This is a genomic window from Polaromonas sp. CG_23.6, from assembly GCF_029892315.1.
Classification (GTDB): domain Bacteria; phylum Pseudomonadota; class Gammaproteobacteria; order Burkholderiales; family Burkholderiaceae_C; genus Polaromonas.
The window spans coordinates 1,653,279-1,675,035 of sequence record NZ_JARXUY010000001.1; the positions used below are offsets into that span (position 1 = coordinate 1,653,279).

Genomic DNA, 21,757 nt, shown 5'->3' on the forward strand with positions numbered 1-21,757 from the left:
GATTGATGTCGCCATGATCGCCTTATTCCACTCCGACCATCGTTCGCACCTGCCCCATCCCCCCGGCACTTTGAAAACCGTGCTGTCGGTCAACGTCAACAAGGTGGCGCTGCTTCGAAATACCCGGCATCTGGACATTCCCAGCGTGTTGCGCGCTGCCGAGTTGTGCCTGAAGGCGGGTGCCAGCGGCATCACGGTGCATCCCCGGCCCGACGAGCGCCACATACGCGCCGACGATGTGTATGAAATTGCCGCGCTGATGAAGGACTGGCCGCACTGCGAGTTCAACATCGAGGGCAATCCGCTGCAAAACTTGATGCATTTTGTGCGCGACCTGTCGGCCCGGGGCTTGCCGCTGCACCAGTGCACTTTTGTGCCTGACAGCGAAGACCAGTTCACCAGCGACCACGGCTGGAGTTTTCCGCAGGATGCCGAACGTCTGCAGCCACACATCGAATATGCCCATGCGCGCGGCGTTCGGGTCAGCCTGTTCATGGACCCGGTTCCCGAGGCCATGGCTGCTGCCAAAGGCATTGGCGCCGACCGGGTCGAGCTGTACACCGAAAGCTATGCAAGCCACTGGTCTGGCCCTGAAAAAAACAAGGCCTTGGACCAGTTTGCGCAGACCGCGCGGGCAGCGGCAGCTATTAATTTGGGAGTGAACGCCGGACACGACCTGAACCGTGACAACTTGGCTGATTTCTTGCGCGCCGTTCCCAACGTGCGCGAAGTTTCCATCGGCCATGCGCTGGTAGCCGATGCGCTCGAACTCGGTTACGACGCCACGGTCAAGGATTACCTGCGCTGCATCAACGAGGCGTTCGCGCCCGCCGCCCTGGCTTGATGATCTACGGCATCGGCACCGACATCTGCGACATCCGCCGCATCCACGCCAGCCTGGCGCGCCATGGCGAACGCTTTGCCCAGAGAATCCTGAGCGACGGCGAACTGGCGACATGGACAGAGCGCAGCGCCCGCTGGCCCGACCGGGGTGTCAGCTACCTTGCCACCCGCTTTTCTGCCAAGGAAGCCTTCAGCAAGGCGATTGGCCTGGGCATGCGCATGCCCATGACCTGGCGGCATTGCGAAATCGCCAAGATGAACAGCGGCAAGCCCGAAATCGTGCTGCATGGCGCACTCAAGGACTGGTTTGACGCGCGCGAACTGACGGCGCATATCACCGTGACCGATGAAACCGACTATGCCGCAAGTTTTTGTGTTGTAGAGAAAAAGTAACCATTGCGCATGCCATTCCTGCACAAGCAGCTATGAATTTAATAGTACTCCTGAAAATATTCCCATGACCCCGCACGCCCCTCTCATCATCGACATCGCCGGTCTCAAACTGAGCAAGGACGACCGCCGCCGCCTCCGGCATCCGCTGACCGGCGGCATCATCCTGTTCGCCCGCAACTGGAAAGACCGCCAGCAGCTCGGCAAGCTGTGCGCGGAGATCAAGGCTTTGCGCGACGACCTGCTGATCTGCGTGGACCACGAAGGCGGCCGGGTGCAGCGCTTTCGCACCGACGGCCTGACGCACCTGCCACCCATGCGTGCCTTGGGTGCGCAGTGGGTCAGGGACCAGCTGGCCGCCACCAATGCCGCTACTGCCTGTGGCTATGTGCTGGGCGCCGAACTGCGCGCCTGCGGCGTCGATTTCAGCTTCACACCGGTGCTGGACCTCGACCATGGCGAAAGCGGCGTCATCGGTGACCGTGCCTTCGGCCGCGACCCGCGCGTCGTCAGTCTGCTGGCCAAGAGTCTGATGCACGGCCTGCTGCAAAGCGGCATGGCCAATTGCGGCAAACATTTTCCCGGCCACGGCTTCGTCAAGGCTGACTCGCACACCGACATTCCGGTGGACACGCGTACGCTCAATGCCATCCTGAAAGACGACGCCGCGCCGTATGAATGGCTCAACACCACGCTGTCCAGCGTGATGCCGGCGCATGTGATCTACCCCAAGGTCGATGCGCGGCCGGCCGGTTTTTCCAGCAAATGGCTGAACTTCATTTTGCGCAGCCAGCTCGGTTTTGGCGGCGCGATTTTCAGCGACGACCTGAGCATGGCCGGTGCGCGGCTGATCGACGGCGTGGAAGTGAGCTACACCGAGGCAGCCATTGCCGCGCTGAACGCCGGCTGCGACATGGTTTTGCTGTGCAACCAGTCGGTGGGCGATGGCAAGCCGGTCGATGAATTGCTCGATGGCATGGCCGAAGCGCTGCTGAAAGGCCGTTGGGAAGCGCTGGAAGCCAGCGAATTGCGCCGTGAGGCGCTGCTGCCGCAGGCGCCCGCGCTGGAATGGGATGAACTCATGGTGCATCCGGCCTACATGCATGCTCTGGGCCTAATTCCCTGACATCTGCCGGAGTGGCCACTTCAAGTTACGCGCCCGACCACTCCAGCTTGCCCGCCGCGTCAATGTGCGTCAGGTACACGCGCAGGTCAAACTCGTACTGGTGGTAGTGCGGCTCCATGTAGGTGCAGAGTTTATAAAACGCCTTGTCGTGCGCTTTTTCCTTGATGTGCGCCAGTTCATGCACCGCAATCATCCGTAAAAACTCCTCCGGCACTTCCTTGAATAGCGACGCTACCCGAATTTCACGCTTGGACTTGAGCTTGTTGCCCTGCACCCGCGAAATCGTCGTGTGCGTGCCCAGCGCGTGGGTGATGATTTGCAGCTTGCTGTCGAACATCACCTTGTTCAATGGCTCCGAATTGCGCAAAAACTCATTTTTCAGCACCATGACATAGTCATACAAGGCCTTGTCGGTGCGTACCGCGTGGGTATGACGGTATTTGGCCAGCAGCGTTTCGCCCAGGCTGCCTTTGGCCAGCAATTGCTGAACCTGCGTCTGAAGGCTCTCCGGGTAGCCTGCAAGGTATTTCATTGAAGTTAGTATTATTTTTTGTAGCAAAAATTGCAGGTGGGTAAAGCGAAAAAGGCCATTTTTATTCAAAAAATGGCAGTTCTGCAATGCTGCCGGATGGTAGCGCAAACCGCAAAGCCATTGAATGGCGAAGCGCAGGCGATTCCAGGCAGCGCCCGCGCGGCATGGTCTGTAAACGGCGGTACTTGCGGTTTGTTACCCTTCGAAGATGAAAAATTCCAATAATGCAGTACTCCCCCTTCCTGACAGCGGCCATCGCCTGGTCAATCTGGCGTTGCAAGGCGGTGGCTCGCACGGCGCCTTCACCTGGGGCGTGCTCGACGCACTGCTGGAAGACGGCCGCATTGACATCGAAGGCATCAGCGGCACCAGCGCAGGAGCCATGAATGCCGTGGTGCTGGCGCATGGGCTGGTCAGCGCCCCGGACCAGTCCCGGCTCGCGCGCTATGAAGTGGCCCGGAAGGCACTGGCGACGTTCTGGAACGGCATTATTGACTTGAGCGCCGTGTCGTCTTCGCTGTCAAAGTCACTTTCTCTGTGGCAGCGTGCGCCGTTCAACATCCTGCTCGGCCAGCTGGGCGGCGGCATCTGGTCGGCCTCGCGCTGGACCGATGAACTGACCCGCTACTGGTCTGGCAGCGTGTCGCCTTACCAGAGCAATCCGTTTGACATCAACCCGCTGAAGGATTTTTTGGCGTCCCAGGTTGATTTCGAGCGGCTGGCTGCGCACCCGTTCCCGGCAACGCCGAAGGTGTTCGTGGTGGCCACGCGCGTCAGCACCGGCAAGGCCGAGGTGTTTTCAGGCAAGCGCCTGACGGCTGACGCGGTCATGGCGTCGGCCTGCCTGCCGATGGTGTTTCAGGCGGTCGAGATTGAAGGCGACCATTTCTGGGATGGCGGCTATACCGGCAACCCGGCGCTGCACCCGCTGCTCTACGAATGCCAGAGCCGGGACATCATGCTGGTCCAGATCAACCCGATCCGGCGCGACAAGCTGCCGACCCAGCCAGGCGAGATTGCCGACCGGGTCAATGAAATCACCTTCAATGCGGGGCTGGTCGCCGAAATGCGCGCCATCGATTTCGTCAAACGCTTGCTGGCCGAAGGCAAGCTCGAAGCGTCGCAATACAAGGATGTGCTGATGCACCGCATCGACGGTGGTGAAGTGCTGGACGCCTACAGCGCCTCGACCAATGCGTCAATCGATGCCGGCCTGATCCATGCCTTGCGCGACTTGGGCAGGCTGTGCGCGGCCCAATGGCTGGCCCAGCGCTACCCCATGCTGGGTGTCGAATGCAGCGTTGACATTGCACGCGACTATCTGGACGATCTGCGCCTGCCGGTGGAACGTGCGACGGCCGCACCCAAGCGCAAGAAAAACGTCCTGCCCTAAGCGATTTTTTGCATGAAATAGGCCATTTCCGTAAATCTGGTGTGCGCAAGCAGCTATCAATTCAGTAGTCAATAGTTGCCATGCGCTTTGAGTGCGGTGACGGAAGGTCAGGGTGATTTCGCGTTAGCTTCGCGGCGCAGAGCCGAAAAAAAATCACATCGCGGATGCTCGCGCTGTTCGGTCATGGCCCTGACAGGCAGGTGCGCGCAGTGTGCGCCACGACCGACCGGCGTGCGCTGCAGGTCCTTGCCACTTGGCACCTCATCACCAACTTGTCGCGCGAGCAGGCGACGCTGGACGAGGTCGTGCGCATATACGGCTTGCGCAACTGGGTGGAGCAAAGCTACAAGCAAATGAACGACGAGCTCGGCTGCGCCGACTTCATGGTTCGAAGCGACCGGGCGATCCGCCCTCACTGGACGTTGGTGTGCTGCGCGGTGGCCTTTTGCTGGTGCAACGATGCCAGCCAGGCCCGCGCCAGTGAGTCTTCAGCACCGGCCGAGGCAGGGAAAAAAACCGGCAGTCGCAATGCACTGCCGTGTGCTGGCCGCGCCTGCTGGGCGCTTGGCTGTCCCCGGGCTAATTGCTGGCGAGCTACTGGAGCGCATTTGCCGACACGCCCCCGGCCGGACTCGCCGCGCTGCTCGACGGCTTGAACGCTGGCCACAGGAATGAACTCTGCCTTCGGCTTTAACAAAATACCGCTAGAGCTGGAAAAACACCGCGCCAACAACTTGCCCATTGTCAATTAAGGAGCGGTGTATGCCGTCATGCGGCAATGGCATGAACACTAGTAGTAACCATAAGTAAATATTTTTAATAAATTGATGATAATTGTGAATAGTTGCAACTTTTTGATTGACGCCATCACATCACTCAGGTCATCTGCAGGCATGGCTAAAAAAGTTGCCTCTTCCAGTTGCATAGGTTGAGTCTTGCCTGCAAGACATCAGAAATCGATGCACAAGTGCCGGCGCTGTGCCGTAGCGGTATTTCCCTGAAATTTAGTCTTCGAAAGAGACAACCATGAACCATCCGCAGAGCCTTAGGCAACGTCAATGGCTTACCCCGTGGACCCAACAATTATTACTGCTCGTAGTTTTTCTTCTTCTGGGCAGCGTGGGCAGAGCCCAGGCCCAAACGCCGCCTAATGGACTTCTTGCCCATGACCAGAGCGGTAAATGTATCGAGAACATCGGTACCCGTCTTTATATGTCTGCATGTGAGCCCTTTAAATCTTCTGAACAGTGGCGGCGTCAGGGTAATCTACTGGTGCATGTCCAGTCGGGTATGTGTCTGAGTGGCAATGGCACCGACATCTACATGGGTTCCTGTTCGGCTACCAGTCCACAGCAGCAATGGGCAGCCGACGGCCGTTTGTTGCGCCATACCTTGTACAGTAAATGCCTGGACGGCAACGGCACTTCCATATACTTTGGGTCCTGCAATGCTGCAAATCAATACCAGACTTGGGACCATGGCGCCAAGGTCACGCAAGGCGCCTTGAATTGCAAATTTTCAGAAAACCAGTTCGGCTATTCGGACGGTCAAGGTTATCTTCGAACTTTTATAAATGAAGCCATTGCAACACCCTTCACCTTAGATCGTTTGGGCTGGGGCGCCCGGCAGTTCGACGAGGTCTACCTGGTACAAAACAATACTAACGGTATGTGTCTTTCACGTCAGTCTGGCGCAATTGCATGTGACCCTAACGACCGGCAGCAGCACTACCGCATCACGGACGCAGTCGGCGGCAACATAATCAAACAGTGGGCGGCAAGCCATGTCAAGCTCAATCCCCTGACGCCCAAGTCAGTCGTTGACGTGTTTGACAATCCCAACAAGCCATTGCCAACAACGACGTTGACCGCACCGAACTTAGAGAGTTTGGGTATCAACATCAAAAAATCACTAAACAACACGGTGAGTACCGTAACCTTAGGACGCGTGCTGTCCAGCTCCTATCCGTATGACGTGGACGAGACTCGCCCGGCCCGTGTCGCCTGCGCAACCTACTCTGACCGTTCTACCGCCTTTAGCGCTTTGTCGCTCACCGAAAACTACATTCTGGCGGCCAAGTACGCCCAACAGGAAAGTGCAAGAACCCTGCGCGATTTAAGTCAATCTGCATTAACCACAGCTGAACGCAATGCCGTCATACAAAATATTACAAGCACACCGGATGTGGGTTCGCGCACTCTGAAGTTTTACGACTTCACGGCCGAAACCCAGGGGGATCTGTCCATCAAGTATTTGCAGGCCGGGGCACCGCATCTAATCACGCATGCCCAGCGATTGCTCAATGACATGGTTCCTTTCAGCAGCAGGGACGCGTTTGCAAATGCGGTATTGTCAGCATCGCAAGCCCCGCTGGAGGCCATGCTGCGAGGCGTAGATAGCGTGCCCCAGCACCCCATACGCGGCCGCAGTTTGCTGGAAACAGATGGCTACCTGAGCGGTCAGATGGGAGTGCAACTGCGTTTGCCTTGGGCTCTGCCACCGGGGGTGGCGAAGTTACCCTATTTGCCTTCAAACGGAAACTTTCGAATCAGCTTCCCAGCTGTGGGACATAAAGCCAATGTTGCCACGGGCGGCCCAGACGTCAATCACAGCTTCAGCGACTTCCGAACCAACAAAGCCGATGGCGTGTTCAATTTTGTCGCCACGATTGAGGTTGACAAGGAACTATGGGCAGCCAGTAGAGCCTGGAATCCTGTCTTGCCTTCGGTGAGCGGAGGTGTGGAATTTCACTTTGCGTTCAGCTATCGGGCGGCAGGTACCGGAGACCGCCTGCGTCTTGATTCGATTTCGTTCAATGTAATAGCCGATGCCGGTATTCAAGGCGGTGTAGTGGGGCTTGGGTCACGTACCCTGCAGCTCATGAGCCGCAATAGAGTGTTGCCAATGACTGTAGCAGAAACACAATTGGCCGGTGGACGGAGCGCTGGGTTGGCAAGCAGCGGCCCAAGCTTCAGTGACTGGCTCAGGCCCAATAGTTTGGCGCAAACCCGTCCTGCCAATTTGCAGCCGGTTGTCCTGGGTAACTCTCTTGCATCGGAATTCTATTTCATGCCCGACGGTGTCACGCCTTTGCATGTTGATGTCAATATTAGCCAACTTGGCCAAGAACCTCTGGTCATGCAGGCGGTGATCAATGAAATCAACAAAGCCAGTTTCAAGAAACCAGCCTTGGTTGGGGGGTTCCTGAACACTATTTTGGAGGCTGGAGTGGGGGTCAAATGGTTCAACACCTCATTTGTGAATGAAGTTGCATGCCGCTATGACACGCCGGCCAATACCGCCTGTAAATCGACCTACCGTAATTTCTGGGAATTCAGTTCGCAACCATCGACTATTGAATTTTTTGGAATGGGCGTGGCTTCAGTTCAGGTCAACATGTCGTGGGATAACGTGAATATCCCCTTCTTCCCAAGCTTGAGACCGACTTTAGGCATCATCGCTCCACGAGTGCAATATGCGGCTACGTCCAGTTATTGGATAGCTTTTTCCGACAAATCGGCAAAAGCCATGAAGGCAGGCGCAGCGCAAGCAACGCTGGCCGCCCATTGAACAACGCATGAATTAATTGCTTGTGCGGTTACCGCCACGCATGCCAATGCGTGGCCAACCATTTGGATTGGCTTAACTCCCGGATTCGGGCGTTAAGCCTTTTTTTTATGATGAGACATTGCAACTCAGTCGGCAGCGCCAAGCGCAAACGCTTTTCGTTGACGAGAGCGAAGCCACGCCAGTGCTTAAGCCTCGCGGCGCAGCGCCGGGAACAAAATCACGTCGCGAATGCTCGGGCTGTCGGTCAGCAGCATCATCAGCCGGTCGATGCCGATGCCGCAGCCACCGGCTGGCGGCATGCCGTATTCCAGCGCGCGGATGAAGTCGTGGTCGTAGAACATGGCTTCGTCGTCGCCGCTGTCCTTGGCATCGACCTGTGCATTGAAGCGCGCGGCCTGTTCCTCGGCGTCGTTCAGCTCGCTGAAGCCATTGCCGAACTCGCGGCCCGTGATGTACAGCTCGAAACGCTCAGTGACTTCCGGGCGCTCGTCATTGGCCCGCGCCAGTGGCGAGATTTCGGTCGGATGCTCCATTATGAAGGTCGGCTGCCAGAGCTTGTCCTCCACCGTTTCCTCGAAATACAGCACCTGCAGGCTGGCCAGCGAGCGGCCAGCCAGGCGGTTCTTGGCTTCACTCAAGCCAAGCTTTTTCAGCGCGTGGGTCAGCCATTCGGCGTTGTCCACGTTGTCGCCCGCGTCGGTGTGCTTGAGGATGGCTTCGCGAATCGTCAGGCGCTCAAACGGCTGGCTCAGGTCCACCGGCTTGTCGGCATAGCTCAGTTGCAGCGAACCACAGACCTTCTGCGCAATGTCGCGGATCAGGTCTTCGGTGAAGGCCATCAGGTCGGTGTAGTTCCACCAGGCCGCGTAGAACTCCATCATGGTGAACTCGGGGTTGTGGCGAACGCTGATGCCTTCGTTGCGGTAACTGCGGTTGATCTCGAACACGCGCTCGAAACCGCCGACGATCAGACGCTTCAAATACAGCTCGGGCGCGATGCGCAGGAACATTTCCTGGTCCAGCGCGTTGTGGTGCGTCTTGAACGGCTTGGCGTTTGCGCCGCCCGGAATCGGGTGCAGCATCGGCGTTTCGACTTCCAGAAAGTCATGCGACACCATGAAGTCGCGAATGCCGCTGACCGCCTTGCTGCGCGCCATGAAACGCTTGCGCGCGGCCTCGTCCATGATCAGGTCTACATAACGTTGGCGGTACTTCACTTCCTGGTCGGCCATGCCATGGAATTTGTCGGGCAACGGCCGCAGGCTCTTGGTGACCAGCCGGATGCTGTTGGCATGAATCGACAATTCACCCGTCTTGGTTCGAAACAGTGTGCCGGCAGCCGACACGATGTCGCCCAGGTCCCAGTGCTTGAATGCGGCATGCACGTCCTCGCCGACGCCGGCATTGTTGATGTAGAGCTGGATGCGGCCGCCCGTGGGGCCAAACGACGCGTCCTGCAATGTTGCAAAGCTGGCCTTGCCCATCACGCGCTTGAGCATCATGCGGCCGGCCACCGTCACCTTGACCCCCATGGGTTCGAGTTCTTCATTGCTCAGATGGCTGTACTGTGCAAACAGCGCTTCGGCACGGTGTTCCGGCTTGATGTCGTTGGGAAAAGCCACGCCCCGGCCGTCGGCCTGGTGCTGGCGCAGGGCGGCGAGCTTTTCCCGGCGCTCGACCATGAGCTGGTTTTCGTCGTGGTGGGCCGGGGCCGTGCTGACGGTGGCGGGAGGAGTCGGGTGGCTGGACATAGATCGGTGTTCCGGGGAAAGAAAAAAACTGAAAACCTGGGGCGTCGTGCTGCTGCTCAAAGAGCGGCAGAAAACGCCGAATCGTTGATTTTAGTTTTTTAAGAACGCTTTTTGGCGCGCCTTGGGCCTTGAGCCTTCTTTGTGCGCAATCCTGCGCTGCGCCAGCGGCAAATCAGCGTGAAATGCCGTTGCGTTCCAGGATGTCGCAAACCAGTTCCAGCCTGAGCAGCGGGTTGTCCAGTTCCATCAGTTGCTGCTTGACAGCGGGGGGAAGTGGCAACAATTCGCACCAGCGGTTGGCCACCCAGCTGCAGTCGTCGAGTTGGTAGGGGGCCAGCAGGGGCATTGTTTCAACAGGGGTATCGCCATTCAGCAGCCCTTTGATCAGTTTGCCCAGCGCATCGGCAGCCTTTTGCAGATCGTGCGGAATCTTGACCGGCAGGTCGTCTTCCATGCGAACCACATCGGCAATCCACAGGCCATGCTTGAGCTTTTCGCGTCGGGTGATGCTGAAACGGTGAATTCCCTGGCATTGCACCACCATCAGTCCTGCTTGCGGGACCGAGTATTCAATGATCTTGGCCAGCGTGCCGACCGTGTGGAAGGCTTCATTGGCAAAACCGTCACCGCTGGGCGCCGCATTTTTGACGCTGGCATTGGCAGGCTTTCGCACTTCCGAGCCTTGCGTCAACGAGACCACGCCAAACGGCGCCCCGGTCTTGTGGCATTTGCCAATCATGTCGAGGTAGCGGACTTCGAAAATCTGCAGCGGCAGCAGGCCGCCGGGGTAGAGCACAGTGCCCAGCGGGAATAGCGGAAGGGAGGTTAGGGTCAAGGCTTCGGGCATGGTGGCGTGCGTTGAATGGCGACAGACTACATCATCCCATGCCCGTTTTGATTTTGCTTGCCTGATCATGTTGATTGGGGTAACCACGGCTGGCTGGAACGCCGTTTTTCAGGGCTGCCGTGGGGAAGGCAGAACGGCTGGAACAAGGCAGGCGCAAGTCCGGCACCGCCAAAACAGGTGTACCAGTATATAAAAACGATAGCATAAAATGCCCGTAATACCAGCGGATAAGGCCTTTTTGGCTTGTATTTTTCTCAGGTGGCGTGGCTCGTGACGCTGCTCGTATCCCGGGGTCGGTAAATGCGAAGTCTTGATGCCGGATATTTTTCAAGCCTGTCAGCCGGGCGCCTTGGCCGAGGTTGCATTTCACCGCTGCAATTCGGGCATTGGCCCTGCAGCACGCGCTCGGCACAGGCCACGCGAAAGGTGCACTCAAATGAAGAGATGTGCGCCTCAAGCGAATCGGGCGCCTGGGGTTTGTCACAACATTCTCAGGAGGAACAGAGTTCAACCATGATTTTTTTCTGAAAAATGTATTATCCCGGTGCAGCCTCAGCTCACCGCGTCGGCCGGCTGCTTGAGCAGCATGGCCAGTGAACTCGCCACGGTCTTGCGCAATTCCCGGCGGTCGCAAATGAAGTCAACCGCGCCTTTGGTCTGCAAAAACTCGGCCCGCTGAAAACCTTCGGGCAGGGTGACGCGCACGGTCGATTCGATGACCCGTGGTCCGGCAAAACCGATCAGCGCCTTGGGCTCGGCAATCACGATGTCGCCGAGAAAGGCAAAGCCCGCACTCACGCCGCCCATGGTTGGGTCGGTCAGCACACTGACATAGGGCAGGCCTTTCTTGGCCAGGCGCGTCAGCGATGCATTGGTCTTGGCCATCTGCATCAGGCTCAGCAGGCCTTCCTGCATGCGCGCGCCGCCGGTGGCGGTGAAGCAGATGAAGGGTACTTTTTGCTCGATGGCGGTGTGCACGCCGCGCACGAAGCGCTCGCCGACAACGCTGCCCATGCTGCCGCCCATGAAATCAAATTCAAAACACGCCACGACCACACCAATGCTGTGCAGCGCGCCGCCCATCACCACCAGCGCATCGGTTTCGCCGGTGTTTTCCATCGCTTCCTTGAGCCGCTCGGGGTACTTGCGGCTGTCCTTGAACTTCAACGCATCGACCGGCAACACTTCCTGGCCGATTTCGTAACGGCCTTCGGCGTCCAGAAAGGCATCAAGCCGCTCGCGTGCGCCGATGCGGTGGTGGTGGCTGCACTGCGGGCAGACGTTCTGGTTTTTTTCCAGGTCGGTCTTGTACAGCACGGATTCGCAGCTGGGGCATTTGATCCACAGGCCTTCGGGCACGCTGCGGCGTTCAGTCGGGTTGGTGGGGCTGATTTTGGGCGGGAGGAGTTTTTCGAGCCAAGACATGGTGTCAGTCCTTGTAGGCTTGCGGCTGGCGCTGCTTTTTTAGGCATACGGCAGTCGCAAGCATTTTCAAACAGTAAACAAAGAAGGCGTGGCGAGCGCCCGGAGCAGGGTGGCGAATGCCATTATGCGGTGGAAGGCCCCAGGCAATTCAGTCCAGCGCCAAGCGGATTTCGTTCAGGAAATCTTGCGCCACCGCAGCCACCCGGTCGCGCGGCTCATTTTCGATCAGCTGGATGATCTTGCTGCCAATGACCACGGCATCGGCCACCTTGCCAATCGCCTTGGCGGTTGCCGCGTCGCGAATGCCAAAACCCACACCCACGGGCACGCTGACATGCTGGCGAATGCGTGGCAGCATGGCTTCGACCGCTTCCACATCAAGCGTTCCGGCCCCCGTCACGCCCTTGAGCGAAACGTAGTACACATAGCCGCTGGCGACCTTGGCGACCTGCGCCATGCGCGCGTCAGTGCTGGTAGGCGCCAGCAGAAAGATCAGGTCCATGCCATGCGCCTTCAATCGCGCGGCAAACTCCACGCATTCCTCGGGCGGATAGTCGACGATCAGCATCCCGTCCACGCCGGCTTTGGCTGCGTCCCGGATAAAGGCGCTTTCGGTGGTGCCTGTGCCGTGACGGATGTCATAGCGCTCGACCGGATTCGCGTAGCCCATCAACACCACGGGCGTCGTGTTGTCCTGGCGGCGAAAGGCGCGGACCATGTCCAGCACCTGGAGCAGGCCGACCCCTTGGGCCAGGGCCTTTTCGCCGGCCTTCTGGATCACCGGGCCGTCGGCGCTGGGATCGGAAAAGGGCACGCCCAGTTCAATCACGTCGGCGCCACCCGCCACCATGGCGTGCATCAGTTCGGGCGTGACGTCGGCGTAGGGGAAACCTGCCGTGACGTAGGGAATCAGCGCTTTGCGGCCTTGGGACAGCAGTGTGTCGAGGGTGGGTTTGATGCGGCTCATGACTTGAATTTCACGACTTGCGAGGCACCCTTGATGCTTTGGCCGTGGCAGGAAGGGCGGCAGTAGAAGTTTGCCCCCGACAGGTCGGCCACGGTGCCGACATCCTTGTCGCCCCGCCCTGACAGGTTGACAAGAATGCTCTGGTCGCTGCGCATGGTTTTGGCCAGTTTCATCGCGTAGGCAATGGCATGGGCCGATTCGAGCGCCGGAATGATGCCTTCGGTGCGGCACAGGTAGTGAAAAGCGGCCAGCGCTTCGGTGTCGGTGATGCCGACATATTCAGCGCGTCCAATGTCTTTCAGGAACGCATGCTCGGGTCCGACGCCGGGGTAGTCCAGGCCGGCGCTGATGCTGTGTGTTTCGGTAACCTGGCCATCTTCGTTCTGCAGCACATAGGTGCGGTTGCCATGCAGCACACCGGGGATGCCGCGTTGCAGCGACGCCGAATGCTTGCCGCTGTCCATGCCTTCGCCGGCGGCTTCCACGCCAATCAGGCGTGTGGTTTCATGCGAAATGTAGGGGTAGAAAATCCCCATGGCATTGCTGCCGCCGCCAACGCAGGCCACCACGGCATCAGGTTGTTTGCCGCCGGTCATTTCGGGCATCTGGCTCAGGCATTCGGTGCCGATAACGCTCTGGAAATCGCGCACCATCATCGGGTAGGGATGCGGGCCGGCCACGGTGCCGATGATGTAGAAGGTGTTGTCCACATTCGCCACCCAGTCGCGCATGGCTTCGTTCAGCGCATCCTTCAACGTCTTGCTGCCACTTTCGACGGGTACGACCGTGGCGCCCAGCAGGTGCATGCGGTAGACGTTGGGGCTTTGACGCTTGACATCCTCGCTGCCCATATAAACCACGCATTCCAGGCCGTAGCGCGCGCAGATGGTGGCGGTGGCCACGCCATGCTGGCCGGCGCCGGTTTCGGCAATGATGCGTGGCTTGCCCATGCGCCGCGCCAGCATCGCCTGGCCAATGGTGTTGTTGATCTTGTGCGCGCCAGTGTGGTTCAGGTCTTCACGCTTGAGGTAAATCTGCGCGCCGCCCTGTTCGCGGCTCATGCGCGCAGCATGGTAAATGGGGGATGGGCGACCGACGAAATGTTTCAGCTCATAATTGAATTCGGCCAGAAATTCCGGGTCGTGCTGGTATTTGGCGTAGGCCGCTTTCAGCTCATTGATGGCATGCGTCAACGTTTCGGAAACGAAACTGCCGCCATACAGGCCGAAGTGACCGGCAAGGTCAGGTTGATGGTAGTCGTACATGATTCTCTTTGATCAGTTGGGAACCAGCCAGCTCATTCGCTATGCGCATGCCGCCTGGACTGTCCCGCAAGGTTTTTGAATTGTTCGTCTGCAGCGCGAACGGCTGCAACAAACTGGATAATTTTCTCAAAGCTCTTGATGCCCTTGGACACCTCGACGCCTGAACTCACGTCAACGGCCAGCGTGGTACAGCGTGGCCTGACTTGCAAAATGCCATCGGTCACGTTTGCAGGCGTCAACCCACCAGACAAAACGAGGTGAGCGTTGACGCTTTGAGGAAGAAGTGACCAATTGAATGTTTTTCCGCCGCCGCCGTATCCTTCGACATGGGCGTCGAGCAAGATGGCTTGGGCTGATGAATAATCTTGAACATATTTTAAAAGATCAAAGCGCAGGATGCCCGCGTTGGGGTTTTCGTCCAGCGGGATGCGGGCAGCGCGCAAAAAGGGTCTGCCGGCCCTCAGGCATTCTTCGGGCGTCTCGTCACCATGAAATTGAACTATAGCGCACGGAATACGGGCGCACGCAGCTATTATTTTTGTAGTTTCTTCATTTACAAACAACAGCACTGGCGTGACAAACGGTGGCAGTCGACTGGCCAGTTCTGCGGCGCGCTCCAGGGTGACATGGCGGGCGCTGTGTGCGTACATGACCAAGCCGATGGCGTCAGCGCCCGCAGCTACGGCGGCATCGACGTCTTCCTCGCGGGTCAGGCCGCAGATCTTGATACGGGTACGGCTTGATGAGGGAAAATAAGTGGTCATGGCAGCCAATCATAAGCGGCCGTGCGCGACGGCAAGCCATGGCGCTCCTCATACACCGGACCCAGAAAATAAAGACCGTCGGGTGAAAAGGTGGGGGCGGCGGCATCACGCCGGCGGGCGGCCACCACGCCAGCCAGCCACTCCGGCGGTTGGCTGCCCTGGCCAACAGCCAGCAGGCAGCCCATGATGTTGCGGATCATATGGTGCAGAAAAGCATTGGCCTCAAACTCGAAGCGCCAATACCGCGACCCGGCCCCAGCGCGCTGCGAAATCTCGATGCGGTTCATGGTCTTGACAGGGGACTTTGCCTGGCATTGCGCAGCCCGGAACGAACTGAAGTCGTGCTCGCCCATCAAGTGCAGGGCGGCTTGCCGCATGGCGTCGCCATCAAGCGGACGATAGACCCAGCCGACGCGCCCGGCTTCCACGCTGGGGCGCACCGGCGACTCCAGCACGACGTAGGCGTATCGGCGTGCAATGGCGCTGGCACGCGAGTGAAATTCATCGGGCACTGGCTGCGCCCACTGCACCGCAATGTCGCGGGGCAAAAAAGCATTGGTGCCGCGCACCCAGGAGGCGGTTTCGCGCTGCAGTGCAGTGTCGAAGTGCGCAACCTGCATCAGTGCATGAACGCCGGCATCGGTGCGCCCGGCGCACATCACGCGAACCGGTTGAACGGCAAACCGGCTCAAGGCCTTTTCCAGCTGGTCCTGAACCGTCCTGCCGGACAGCTGGCTCTGCCAGCCTTCGTAAGCGCTGCCGCTGTAGCTGATACCCAGGGCAATCCTCACCGGCGTTGTCCCGTTGTTGAATGCGGGTACTTCAAGCGTTGTTCACGGCAAAGTATTGAGAAATGCTTGAGCCTTGAACTTCAAAGGACCTTTGGCTCGGGCCACGACCTCGTCAGCCAGTAACCTGGCACCTTCTGAATCGCCCAGAATACGGAATTCCTCGGCCAACAGAAACTTGATTTCAAGGGGATCTTTTTCCAGGTCGGTCATGACCGCTGCAGGAGGCTTGGTGGCCGGGCCTAGGTCCAGCGAAAGCGAATCCAGGTCAAACTCCAGCATGCCGCTGTGCACCACAGGCGTCATCGGTGCAATGGTTGCTTTCGGTTTAAATGGCTCAGTCGTGAAGTCCAGGCCATTGGCTGTCAGGTCGTTCCCCGAAGCAGGCAGTTCTACTGAAATGTGCAGAGGTTCTGTCGCTGGCGCAGTGGCTGCGATACTGTCCAGATTCAAATCCAGATCCAGAAAAGCCGACGGAATGGCAATGTCGGGTGTCGGTTCGACTTTTGATTCTGAATAGGCGAGGGCACCTGCTGCCATTGGCGCTGGTGGCATCAATTCAGTAGATGCTGCGCCTGCCGAAAAATCCAGATCCAGGTCCAAATCGAAGGCCTGCGGCTTTTTGACAACCGGGGCCAATCCCGCCAGAGCCTGCGGAAGGGTGTTGCTCAAAGGCATCAAACCAGAGTTGCGTCTTCCGGGCAAGCTGGGCGAAAAGCTGGCGCCAGACTGGTACATGGAATTGCTTGGCTCCAGTTCCCGGCCCAGCTGGCTGATATGAGACCACTCTTCGCCTTGACCACCCGTAAGCTTGAATGCTGGCAGTGCCGCATTTTCGAAGGCTTTATGATCGCGCCGTTTGGCATAGATTTCAAGCAGCTTGCTGTGAACCGCCAAACGCTCCGGGTGGGTCTGCAACGCTTCCCTGAGGATTTCTTCCGCCTGTTGGTCGCGGCCATAGGCCATGTAGACATCGGCTTCAGCCACTGGGTCCACATCGCCCGATGTATCCAGCTGGCTGGGTGAGTAAGAGATCGAAGAAGACTTTGGGGCACGGCTTGCATTGGTATCGACACGCTCTCCACCACTGGCGCCAAAGAAGGAATCAGGCTGCTGGCGGCTGTCCAGAAATGAGCTGTCCTCAAGGCTGGGTCGTGCATTTTTCCGGTGGCGTGCAAATCCCAAGCCCGCCAGCAATGCCAGCAGTACGCCGCCGCCCAGTAGCAATGAGTTGTCCATGATCCAGGTGGTCAAACCCGGCTCAGGCTGTGCGACGGGAGGGGCTGTCAGTGAAGGCTGCTGGCCGACGGTATCAGGTTCGAGAGGTACAGGTGCGCTTGCAGATGGCATCGACTCTGGGGCCAGCGCCTCGGACAGGGCCAGGGCCGAAGCGTCAGTTGCGGGTACTGTGGCGCTGGAGGCATTTAGCGCTGGCGCTGCTGAGATGGCAATTGCACCAGAAGAAGAAGGAGAGTCGCTGGCGCTTGAAGCCGAGAGTCCCGGCGCCGCGCTGCCTGCTCCGGCAATGACGGGTTGTGGATTCGAAGAGGTGTTATTTTTTAGCTGATCTGCAGTTCGGCTTGCTGCATCCCTGGCGATTTGTTCGTTGGACTGTAAGCCCTGAACCGCACCTTTTGAAAGCGTCAGCCGGTCGGGCGAGGCATTGGCCTGGGCGCGATCTTCGACCCTGGCCTGGACTTTTCCGTCAGCCTGACGGCCTGTGCTGTCAAGCTGGGTTGTCGGCACGCCGCTGGCGAGCTTGCGGCGGAAGGTGTTGAAATCCCGACTCTGGGCAACAAGGGTTTGCCTGGCTTCACCCGGTGAAACTGCATTGGCTGCCTGTTCGTCTGGAATATCCACCACGGCGCCAGATTTGATCAGGTTGATGTTGCCGCCAGGGAATGCGTCAGGATTTCTTCTGAGCAGGGCCACCAGCATTTGGTCCAGCGACACGCTGGCAGGCTTATTCTGAGCCGCAATCTTGCTGGCATTGTCTCCAGGCCTGACCGTGACCTGGCGGGCACCTGATGTGCTCTGGGCAGGAAGTGTTCTGACAGCTTGCGGTTTGGACTCTGCCGACGCCTTGCGTGCAGCAGGCCGTTCATTTGAAAATGGCGTGTCCTGCCTGGAAGGAAGAGTGGATACGACCACCGGCGCGCGTGGCAGCACCGGTGCCGACGACACCAGTGGAGCACTGGTGTTTCGCAGGTTCGGGGGATCAAACAGCATCGTGTAGTCGCGAGTAACGCGTCCGGAAGCCCAACGGGCTTCAAGAACCAGGTCCACGAAGGGCTCGCCGATAGCGCGATTGCTGGTCAGGCGTAGATACGGTCTGCCATCTGCGCGTTTTTGCAGCCGGACATCGAGCCCTGAAGCGGCAGAAGAATATTCCAGTCCAGCCGCCCTGAAAACGTCGGCTCCTGCCACTCCGACCCGCAGGCTTGAGGCCTCTTCAGCGCTGAGATCAGAGATATCGATTTCTGCGCGCAAGGATTCGCCCAGTGCGGATTGAACCGTGACACGGCCCAAGGCCACAGCATGCGCTTCAAGACTTGCCAGACAGCCGAGCAATGCAATTGCGCTTGCCATGGCACCAATGCGCCAGCGACCAGGATGATTCATGGAGTTCTGAGCTTCTGGAGCTCGGTCTGATTGAAAAGTTTTAAGGCTTGTACGCACAAAAACCCCGGTGCTAATTTTGAAAACAACCTTAACAGCAAGATCTAATGCTAACAAATAATAACAATTGTTAATTATTGATACTTTAATGCAGCATGGATATGCGTTTTGATGCTGTTGCTACAAGACAACGATATACAGCCGGCTGCCGCACTTCATGATTGTAGTTGCTCAGTTGTCTTGAAAAAAAGGATTTATGCCTCGATCAGGATCCGCAGCATGCGCCGCAACGGCTCTGCAGCGCCCCAAAGCAGTTGGTCGCCAACTGTAAAGGCACCCAGGTATTCCGGTCCCATGGCCAGTTTGCGCAGGCGTCCAACCGGAATCTGCATGGTTCCCGTCACCGCCACCGGGGTCAGGTCCTTGATGGATGACTCCCGTGTATTGGGTATCACTTTGACCCAGGCGTTGTCCGTCGCAATCATGGCTTCGATGTCGGCCAGCGGAACGTCTTTCCTGAGCTTGAAGGTCAATGCCTGGCTGTGGCAACGCATTGCACCAATGCGCACGCAAAAACCGTCGACTGGCGTTTCAGCGGTGCCGAAGCTGGCACCCTGGCCCAGAATCTTGTTGGTTTCGGCACTGCCTTTCCATTCTTCCTTGCTCATGCCGTCGCCCAAGTCCTTGTCAATCCAGGGAATCAGGCTGCCGCCCAGCGGCACGCCGAAGTTGGCGGTTTCGCTGGCGCTGAGTGACTGTTGCTTGGCCAGGATGCGGCGGTCGATTTCCAGGATGGCCGATTTGGGGTCGTCCAGCAAGGACTTGACTTCGCTGTTGAGTGTGCCGTATTGGGTCAGCAGTTCGCGCATGTGCTGCGCGCCGCCGCCGGAAGCCGCCTGGTAGGTCATGCTGGTCATCCATTCAACCAGGCCGGCCTTGTACAGGGCGCCCACGCCCATCAGCATGCAGCTGACAGTGCAGTTGCCGCCTATCCAGTTGTTGCCGCCTTTGACCAGCGCGTTATGGATGACAGGCAGATTGACCGGGTCCAGCACGATAACCGCGTCATCGTTCATGCGCAGCGTTGAGGCGGCATCAATCCAGTGACCCGTCCAGCCGGCCGCGCGCAGTTTTGGGAACACTTCCGAGGTGTAGTCGCCGCCTTGTGTGCTCAGGATGATGTCGCACTTCTTGAGCGCTTCGATATCAAAGGCGTCTTGCAAGATGGTTTCGTTCCTGGCCTGCGCCGGAGCCTGGCCGCCAGCGTTTGAAGTCGAGAAGAAAACCGGTTCGATCAGTTCGAAGTCGCCTTCGGCCTGCATCCGGTCGATCAGGACCGAGCCGACCATGCCGCGCCAGCCAACGAGTCCTGTGAGATTGCCTTTGAGTTTCATGGGGTTGCCCTTAAAAAGTACGAAAAAATCGGCTTTTTGGCCCGGCTCATCGAGCCGGAGGGCACGACGAACCGGGCTTGTCAGCCTTTAATGGTGGTCGTTGGGGTGGTTGGTACAAAAGCCGGCACACCATGGCCTGCTGACAAAGCAGCGGAAAAGTTGGTGGTGACAAGGCCTTTACACATTTTCTTATTGTAACGAAGGCTGCCTTTTCCCTGGCTGACACGGCGCAGTTGCGCAGAAGTGGCCAGAAATAAATAGCAGACTTCAGCCCAAGGCCTTGACCACCGCATCGCCCATTTCCACGGTGCCGACTTGGGTAGTGCCTTTGCTGTGAATATCCGGTGTTCGCAGCCCCTGGGTAAGAACGGAGTCCACGGCTTTTTCAATGCGTGCGGCGGCTTCTGGCTGGTTCAGGCTAAAGCGCAGCATCATGGCGGCGCTCAAAATGGTGGCCAGCGGATTGGCCACGCCTTTGCCTGCAATGTCAGGTGCGCTGCCGTGGCTCGGCTCGTACAAGCCCTGGTTTTTATCGTTCAGACTGGCCGAGGGCAGCATGCCGATGGAGCCGGTCAGCATGGCGGCGGCGTCACTCAAAATATCGCCGAACATGTTGCCCGTCACCACCACGTCGAACTTTTTCGGCGCCTTGACCAGCTGCATGGCCGCGTTGTCCACATACATGTGGTCCAGCGCCACGTCGGGGTACTGAAGGCCGATCTCGGTGACGACGTCTTTCCACAGCTGGAAGGTTTCCAATACATTGGCCTTGTCGACGCTGGTAACGCGTCCTTCGCCACCAGCGGCTTTGCGTTTGCGCGCTGCCTGGAAAGCGACATGCGCGATGCGTTCGATTTCCGGACGCGAATAGCGCATGGTGTCGAATGCTTCCTCGGCGCCAGGGAAATGGCCATCAGTTGCAATGCGCCGGCCACGCGGCTGGCCAAAATAAATGTCGCCGGTCAGCTCGCGGATGATGAGGATGTCCAGGCCCGACACCAGCTCGCGCTTCAGGCTCGACGCATCGACGAGTTGCGGGTAGCAGATGGCGGGGCGAAAGTTGGCGAAAAGGCCGAGGTTCTTGCGCAGGCCCAGAATGGCTTGCTCGGGACGCAAGGGTCTGTCCAGCGTGTCGTATTTCCAGTCGCCGACGGCGCCGAACAAAATGGCGTCTGCATCTTTGGCCAATTGGAGCGTGGCTTCGGGCAGTGGATGGCCGTGAACGTCAAAAGCAGCACCGCCCACCAGCGCGGATTCAGTTTCAAATTTCAGGTCCAGGGCCTTGAGCACCTTCACTGCTTCAGCGACGATTTCGGTGCCAATACCATCACCAGGAAGAATTGCGATTTTCATTATTTACTATCTTATTTATAGCTGCTTGCGTCCGTAAGTATTGCGCAATAGCATGATTTCACTGTTTATTTTCTTAAACGGTAACCGTATGACTCAGCCATGGCTTGGCCGCAAGCCGTTCAGCTTCAAAGGCCTTGATCTTGTCGCTCTGCAACAGGGTCAGGCTGATGTCGTCAAAGCCGTTGAGCAGGCAATATTTACGGAAAGCCTGAACGTCGAAAGGCAGTTCCTCGCCCTGAGCCTTGACGATGACCTGGCGCTCCAGGTCAATCGTGAGCCGGTAGCCGGGAAAAGCGGCCACTTCGTCAAACAACTGCGCCACATGTGCTTCGGGCAGCACGATGGGCAGCAGGCCGTTCTTGAAACTGTTGTTGAAGAAAATGTCGGCGTAACTTGGCGCGATGATGGCGCGAAAGCCAAACTGGTCCAGCGCCCAGGGCGCATGCTCGCGCGACGATCCGCAGCCAAAGTTCTTGCGCGCCAGCAGGATGGAGGCGCCGGCATAGCGCGACTGGTTCAACACAAAATCAGGATTGGGCTTGCGGCTGTCCGGGTCCTGGCCCGGAAAACCAGCATCCAGGTAACGCCATTCGTCAAACAGATTGGGGCCGAAGCCGGTTTTTTTAATCGATTTGAGGAACTGCTTCGGGATGATGGCGTCGGTGTCGACGTTCTCGCGGTCCATCGGCGCCACAAGGCCTTCGTGTAAGGTGAATTTTTGCATACGTGT

At 58.2% G+C, this 21,757-nt stretch carries 20 protein-coding genes and 1 pseudogene; 7 read left to right on the plus strand and 14 right to left on the minus strand.

Going from position 1 to position 21,757, the window contains the following annotated elements:
- The first annotated feature begins 13 nt into the window (after positions 1–13).
- From H4V98_RS07815 to nagZ, 3 genes are all read left to right on the plus strand, one after another.
- The gene (locus tag H4V98_RS07815) at positions 14–844 is read left to right on the plus strand and encodes a pyridoxine 5'-phosphate synthase (protein WP_196861703.1); all 831 of its coding nucleotides are present in this window, start codon (positions 14–16) and stop codon (positions 842–844) included.
- Entirely contained in the window at positions 844–1,236 is a 393-nt protein-coding gene (gene acpS, locus H4V98_RS07820; protein WP_196861704.1) for a holo-ACP synthase, read from the plus strand. Before H4V98_RS07815 ends, acpS begins: the two co-directional genes overlap by 1 nt.
- Positions 1,237–1,300: 64 nt before the next feature.
- Positions 1,301–2,359, plus strand: coding sequence for a beta-N-acetylhexosaminidase (gene nagZ / locus H4V98_RS07825; protein WP_196861705.1), 1,059 nt, complete (start codon positions 1,301–1,303; stop codon positions 2,357–2,359).
- Between the two features lie 25 nt (positions 2,360–2,384).
- Here nagZ and H4V98_RS07830 read toward each other — a convergent pair whose 3' ends face one another.
- Positions 2,385–2,891, minus strand: a complete 507-nt coding sequence (locus H4V98_RS07830) for a YgjP-like metallopeptidase domain-containing protein (RefSeq protein ID WP_196861706.1) — start codon at positions 2,889–2,891, stop codon at positions 2,385–2,387.
- 36 nt (positions 2,892–2,927) lie between these two features.
- Between H4V98_RS07830 and H4V98_RS07835 the strand changes: the two genes are divergently transcribed.
- The 4 genes from H4V98_RS07835 (at position 2,928) to H4V98_RS07850 (ending at position 7,854) form a co-directional block, all read left to right on the plus strand.
- Complete coding sequence (locus tag H4V98_RS07835) at positions 2,928–3,116, plus strand: hypothetical protein (protein ID WP_196861707.1); 189 nt, start codon at positions 2,928–2,930, stop codon at positions 3,114–3,116.
- On the plus strand, positions 3,100–4,284 hold the full coding sequence (locus tag H4V98_RS07840) for a patatin-like phospholipase family protein (protein WP_196861708.1): 1,185 nt from the start codon (positions 3,100–3,102) through the stop codon (positions 4,282–4,284). The genes H4V98_RS07835 and H4V98_RS07840 overlap by 17 nt, the downstream gene beginning before the upstream one ends.
- Before the next feature lie 164 nt (positions 4,285–4,448).
- Positions 4,449–4,940 (plus strand): transposase, encoded by a 492-nt coding sequence (locus H4V98_RS07845; protein ID WP_196861709.1) that lies wholly within the window; start codon positions 4,449–4,451, stop codon positions 4,938–4,940.
- A 370-nt stretch (positions 4,941–5,310) separates the two neighbouring features.
- A complete protein-coding gene (locus H4V98_RS07850) occupies positions 5,311–7,854 on the plus strand; it encodes a ricin-type beta-trefoil lectin domain protein (protein ID WP_196861710.1) in 2,544 nt (847 codons plus the stop codon).
- Positions 7,855–8,039: 185 nt separating this feature from the next.
- Here the strand turns inward: H4V98_RS07850 and lysS are convergent, their stop codons facing one another.
- From lysS to leuD, 13 genes and pseudogenes are all read right to left on the minus strand, one after another.
- Entirely contained in the window at positions 8,040–9,605 is a 1,566-nt protein-coding gene (lysS, locus tag H4V98_RS07855) for a lysine--tRNA ligase (protein ID WP_196861711.1), read from the minus strand.
- A gap of 172 nt (positions 9,606–9,777) precedes the next feature.
- Complete coding sequence (locus H4V98_RS07860) at positions 9,778–10,452, minus strand: LON peptidase substrate-binding domain-containing protein (RefSeq protein WP_196861712.1); 675 nt, start codon at positions 10,450–10,452, stop codon at positions 9,778–9,780.
- A 31-nt stretch (positions 10,453–10,483) separates the two neighbouring features.
- Entirely contained in the window at positions 10,484–10,783 is a 300-nt protein-coding gene (locus tag H4V98_RS07865) for a hypothetical protein (protein ID WP_196868279.1), read from the minus strand.
- Positions 10,707–10,967: pseudogene (locus H4V98_RS07870) on the minus strand (DUF1272 domain-containing protein). The gene H4V98_RS07865 and the pseudogene H4V98_RS07870 overlap by 77 nt, the downstream one beginning before the upstream one ends.
- Before the next feature lie 37 nt (positions 10,968–11,004).
- A complete protein-coding gene (accD, locus tag H4V98_RS07875; protein ID WP_196861713.1) occupies positions 11,005–11,877 on the minus strand; it encodes an acetyl-CoA carboxylase, carboxyltransferase subunit beta in 873 nt (290 codons plus the stop codon).
- A 148-nt stretch (positions 11,878–12,025) separates the two neighbouring features.
- Complete coding sequence (gene trpA / locus H4V98_RS07880; RefSeq protein WP_196861714.1) at positions 12,026–12,844, minus strand: tryptophan synthase subunit alpha; 819 nt, start codon at positions 12,842–12,844, stop codon at positions 12,026–12,028.
- Positions 12,841–14,109: a tryptophan synthase subunit beta gene (gene trpB / locus H4V98_RS07885; RefSeq protein WP_196861715.1), complete on the minus strand. Its 1,269-nt coding sequence runs from the start codon at positions 14,107–14,109 to the stop codon at positions 12,841–12,843. The genes trpA and trpB overlap by 4 nt, the downstream gene beginning before the upstream one ends.
- Before the next feature lie 32 nt (positions 14,110–14,141).
- Positions 14,142–14,873, minus strand: a complete 732-nt coding sequence (locus tag H4V98_RS07890; RefSeq protein WP_196861716.1) for a phosphoribosylanthranilate isomerase — start codon at positions 14,871–14,873, stop codon at positions 14,142–14,144.
- Positions 14,870–15,664, minus strand: a complete 795-nt coding sequence (truA, locus tag H4V98_RS07895) for a tRNA pseudouridine(38-40) synthase TruA (RefSeq protein WP_196861717.1) — start codon at positions 15,662–15,664, stop codon at positions 14,870–14,872. Before truA ends, H4V98_RS07890 begins: the two co-directional genes overlap by 4 nt.
- Positions 15,665–15,706: 42 nt before the next feature.
- Positions 15,707–18,283 carry a FimV/HubP family polar landmark protein gene (locus H4V98_RS07900; protein ID WP_196861718.1) on the minus strand — a complete coding sequence of 859 codons (2,577 nt, stop codon included), beginning with the start codon at positions 18,281–18,283 and terminating at the stop codon, positions 15,707–15,709.
- 251 nt (positions 18,284–18,534) lie between these two features.
- The gene (gene asd, locus H4V98_RS07905; protein ID WP_196861719.1) at positions 18,535–19,674 is read right to left on the minus strand and encodes an aspartate-semialdehyde dehydrogenase; all 1,140 of its coding nucleotides are present in this window, start codon (positions 19,672–19,674) and stop codon (positions 18,535–18,537) included.
- A 267-nt stretch (positions 19,675–19,941) separates the two neighbouring features.
- Complete coding sequence (gene leuB, locus H4V98_RS07910) at positions 19,942–21,027, minus strand: 3-isopropylmalate dehydrogenase (RefSeq protein ID WP_196861720.1); 1,086 nt, start codon at positions 21,025–21,027, stop codon at positions 19,942–19,944.
- 73 nt (positions 21,028–21,100) lie between these two features.
- Positions 21,101–21,751 carry a 3-isopropylmalate dehydratase small subunit gene (gene leuD / locus H4V98_RS07915; protein WP_196861721.1) on the minus strand — a complete coding sequence of 217 codons (651 nt, stop codon included), beginning with the start codon at positions 21,749–21,751 and terminating at the stop codon, positions 21,101–21,103.
- Positions 21,752–21,757: the final 6 nt, after the last annotated feature.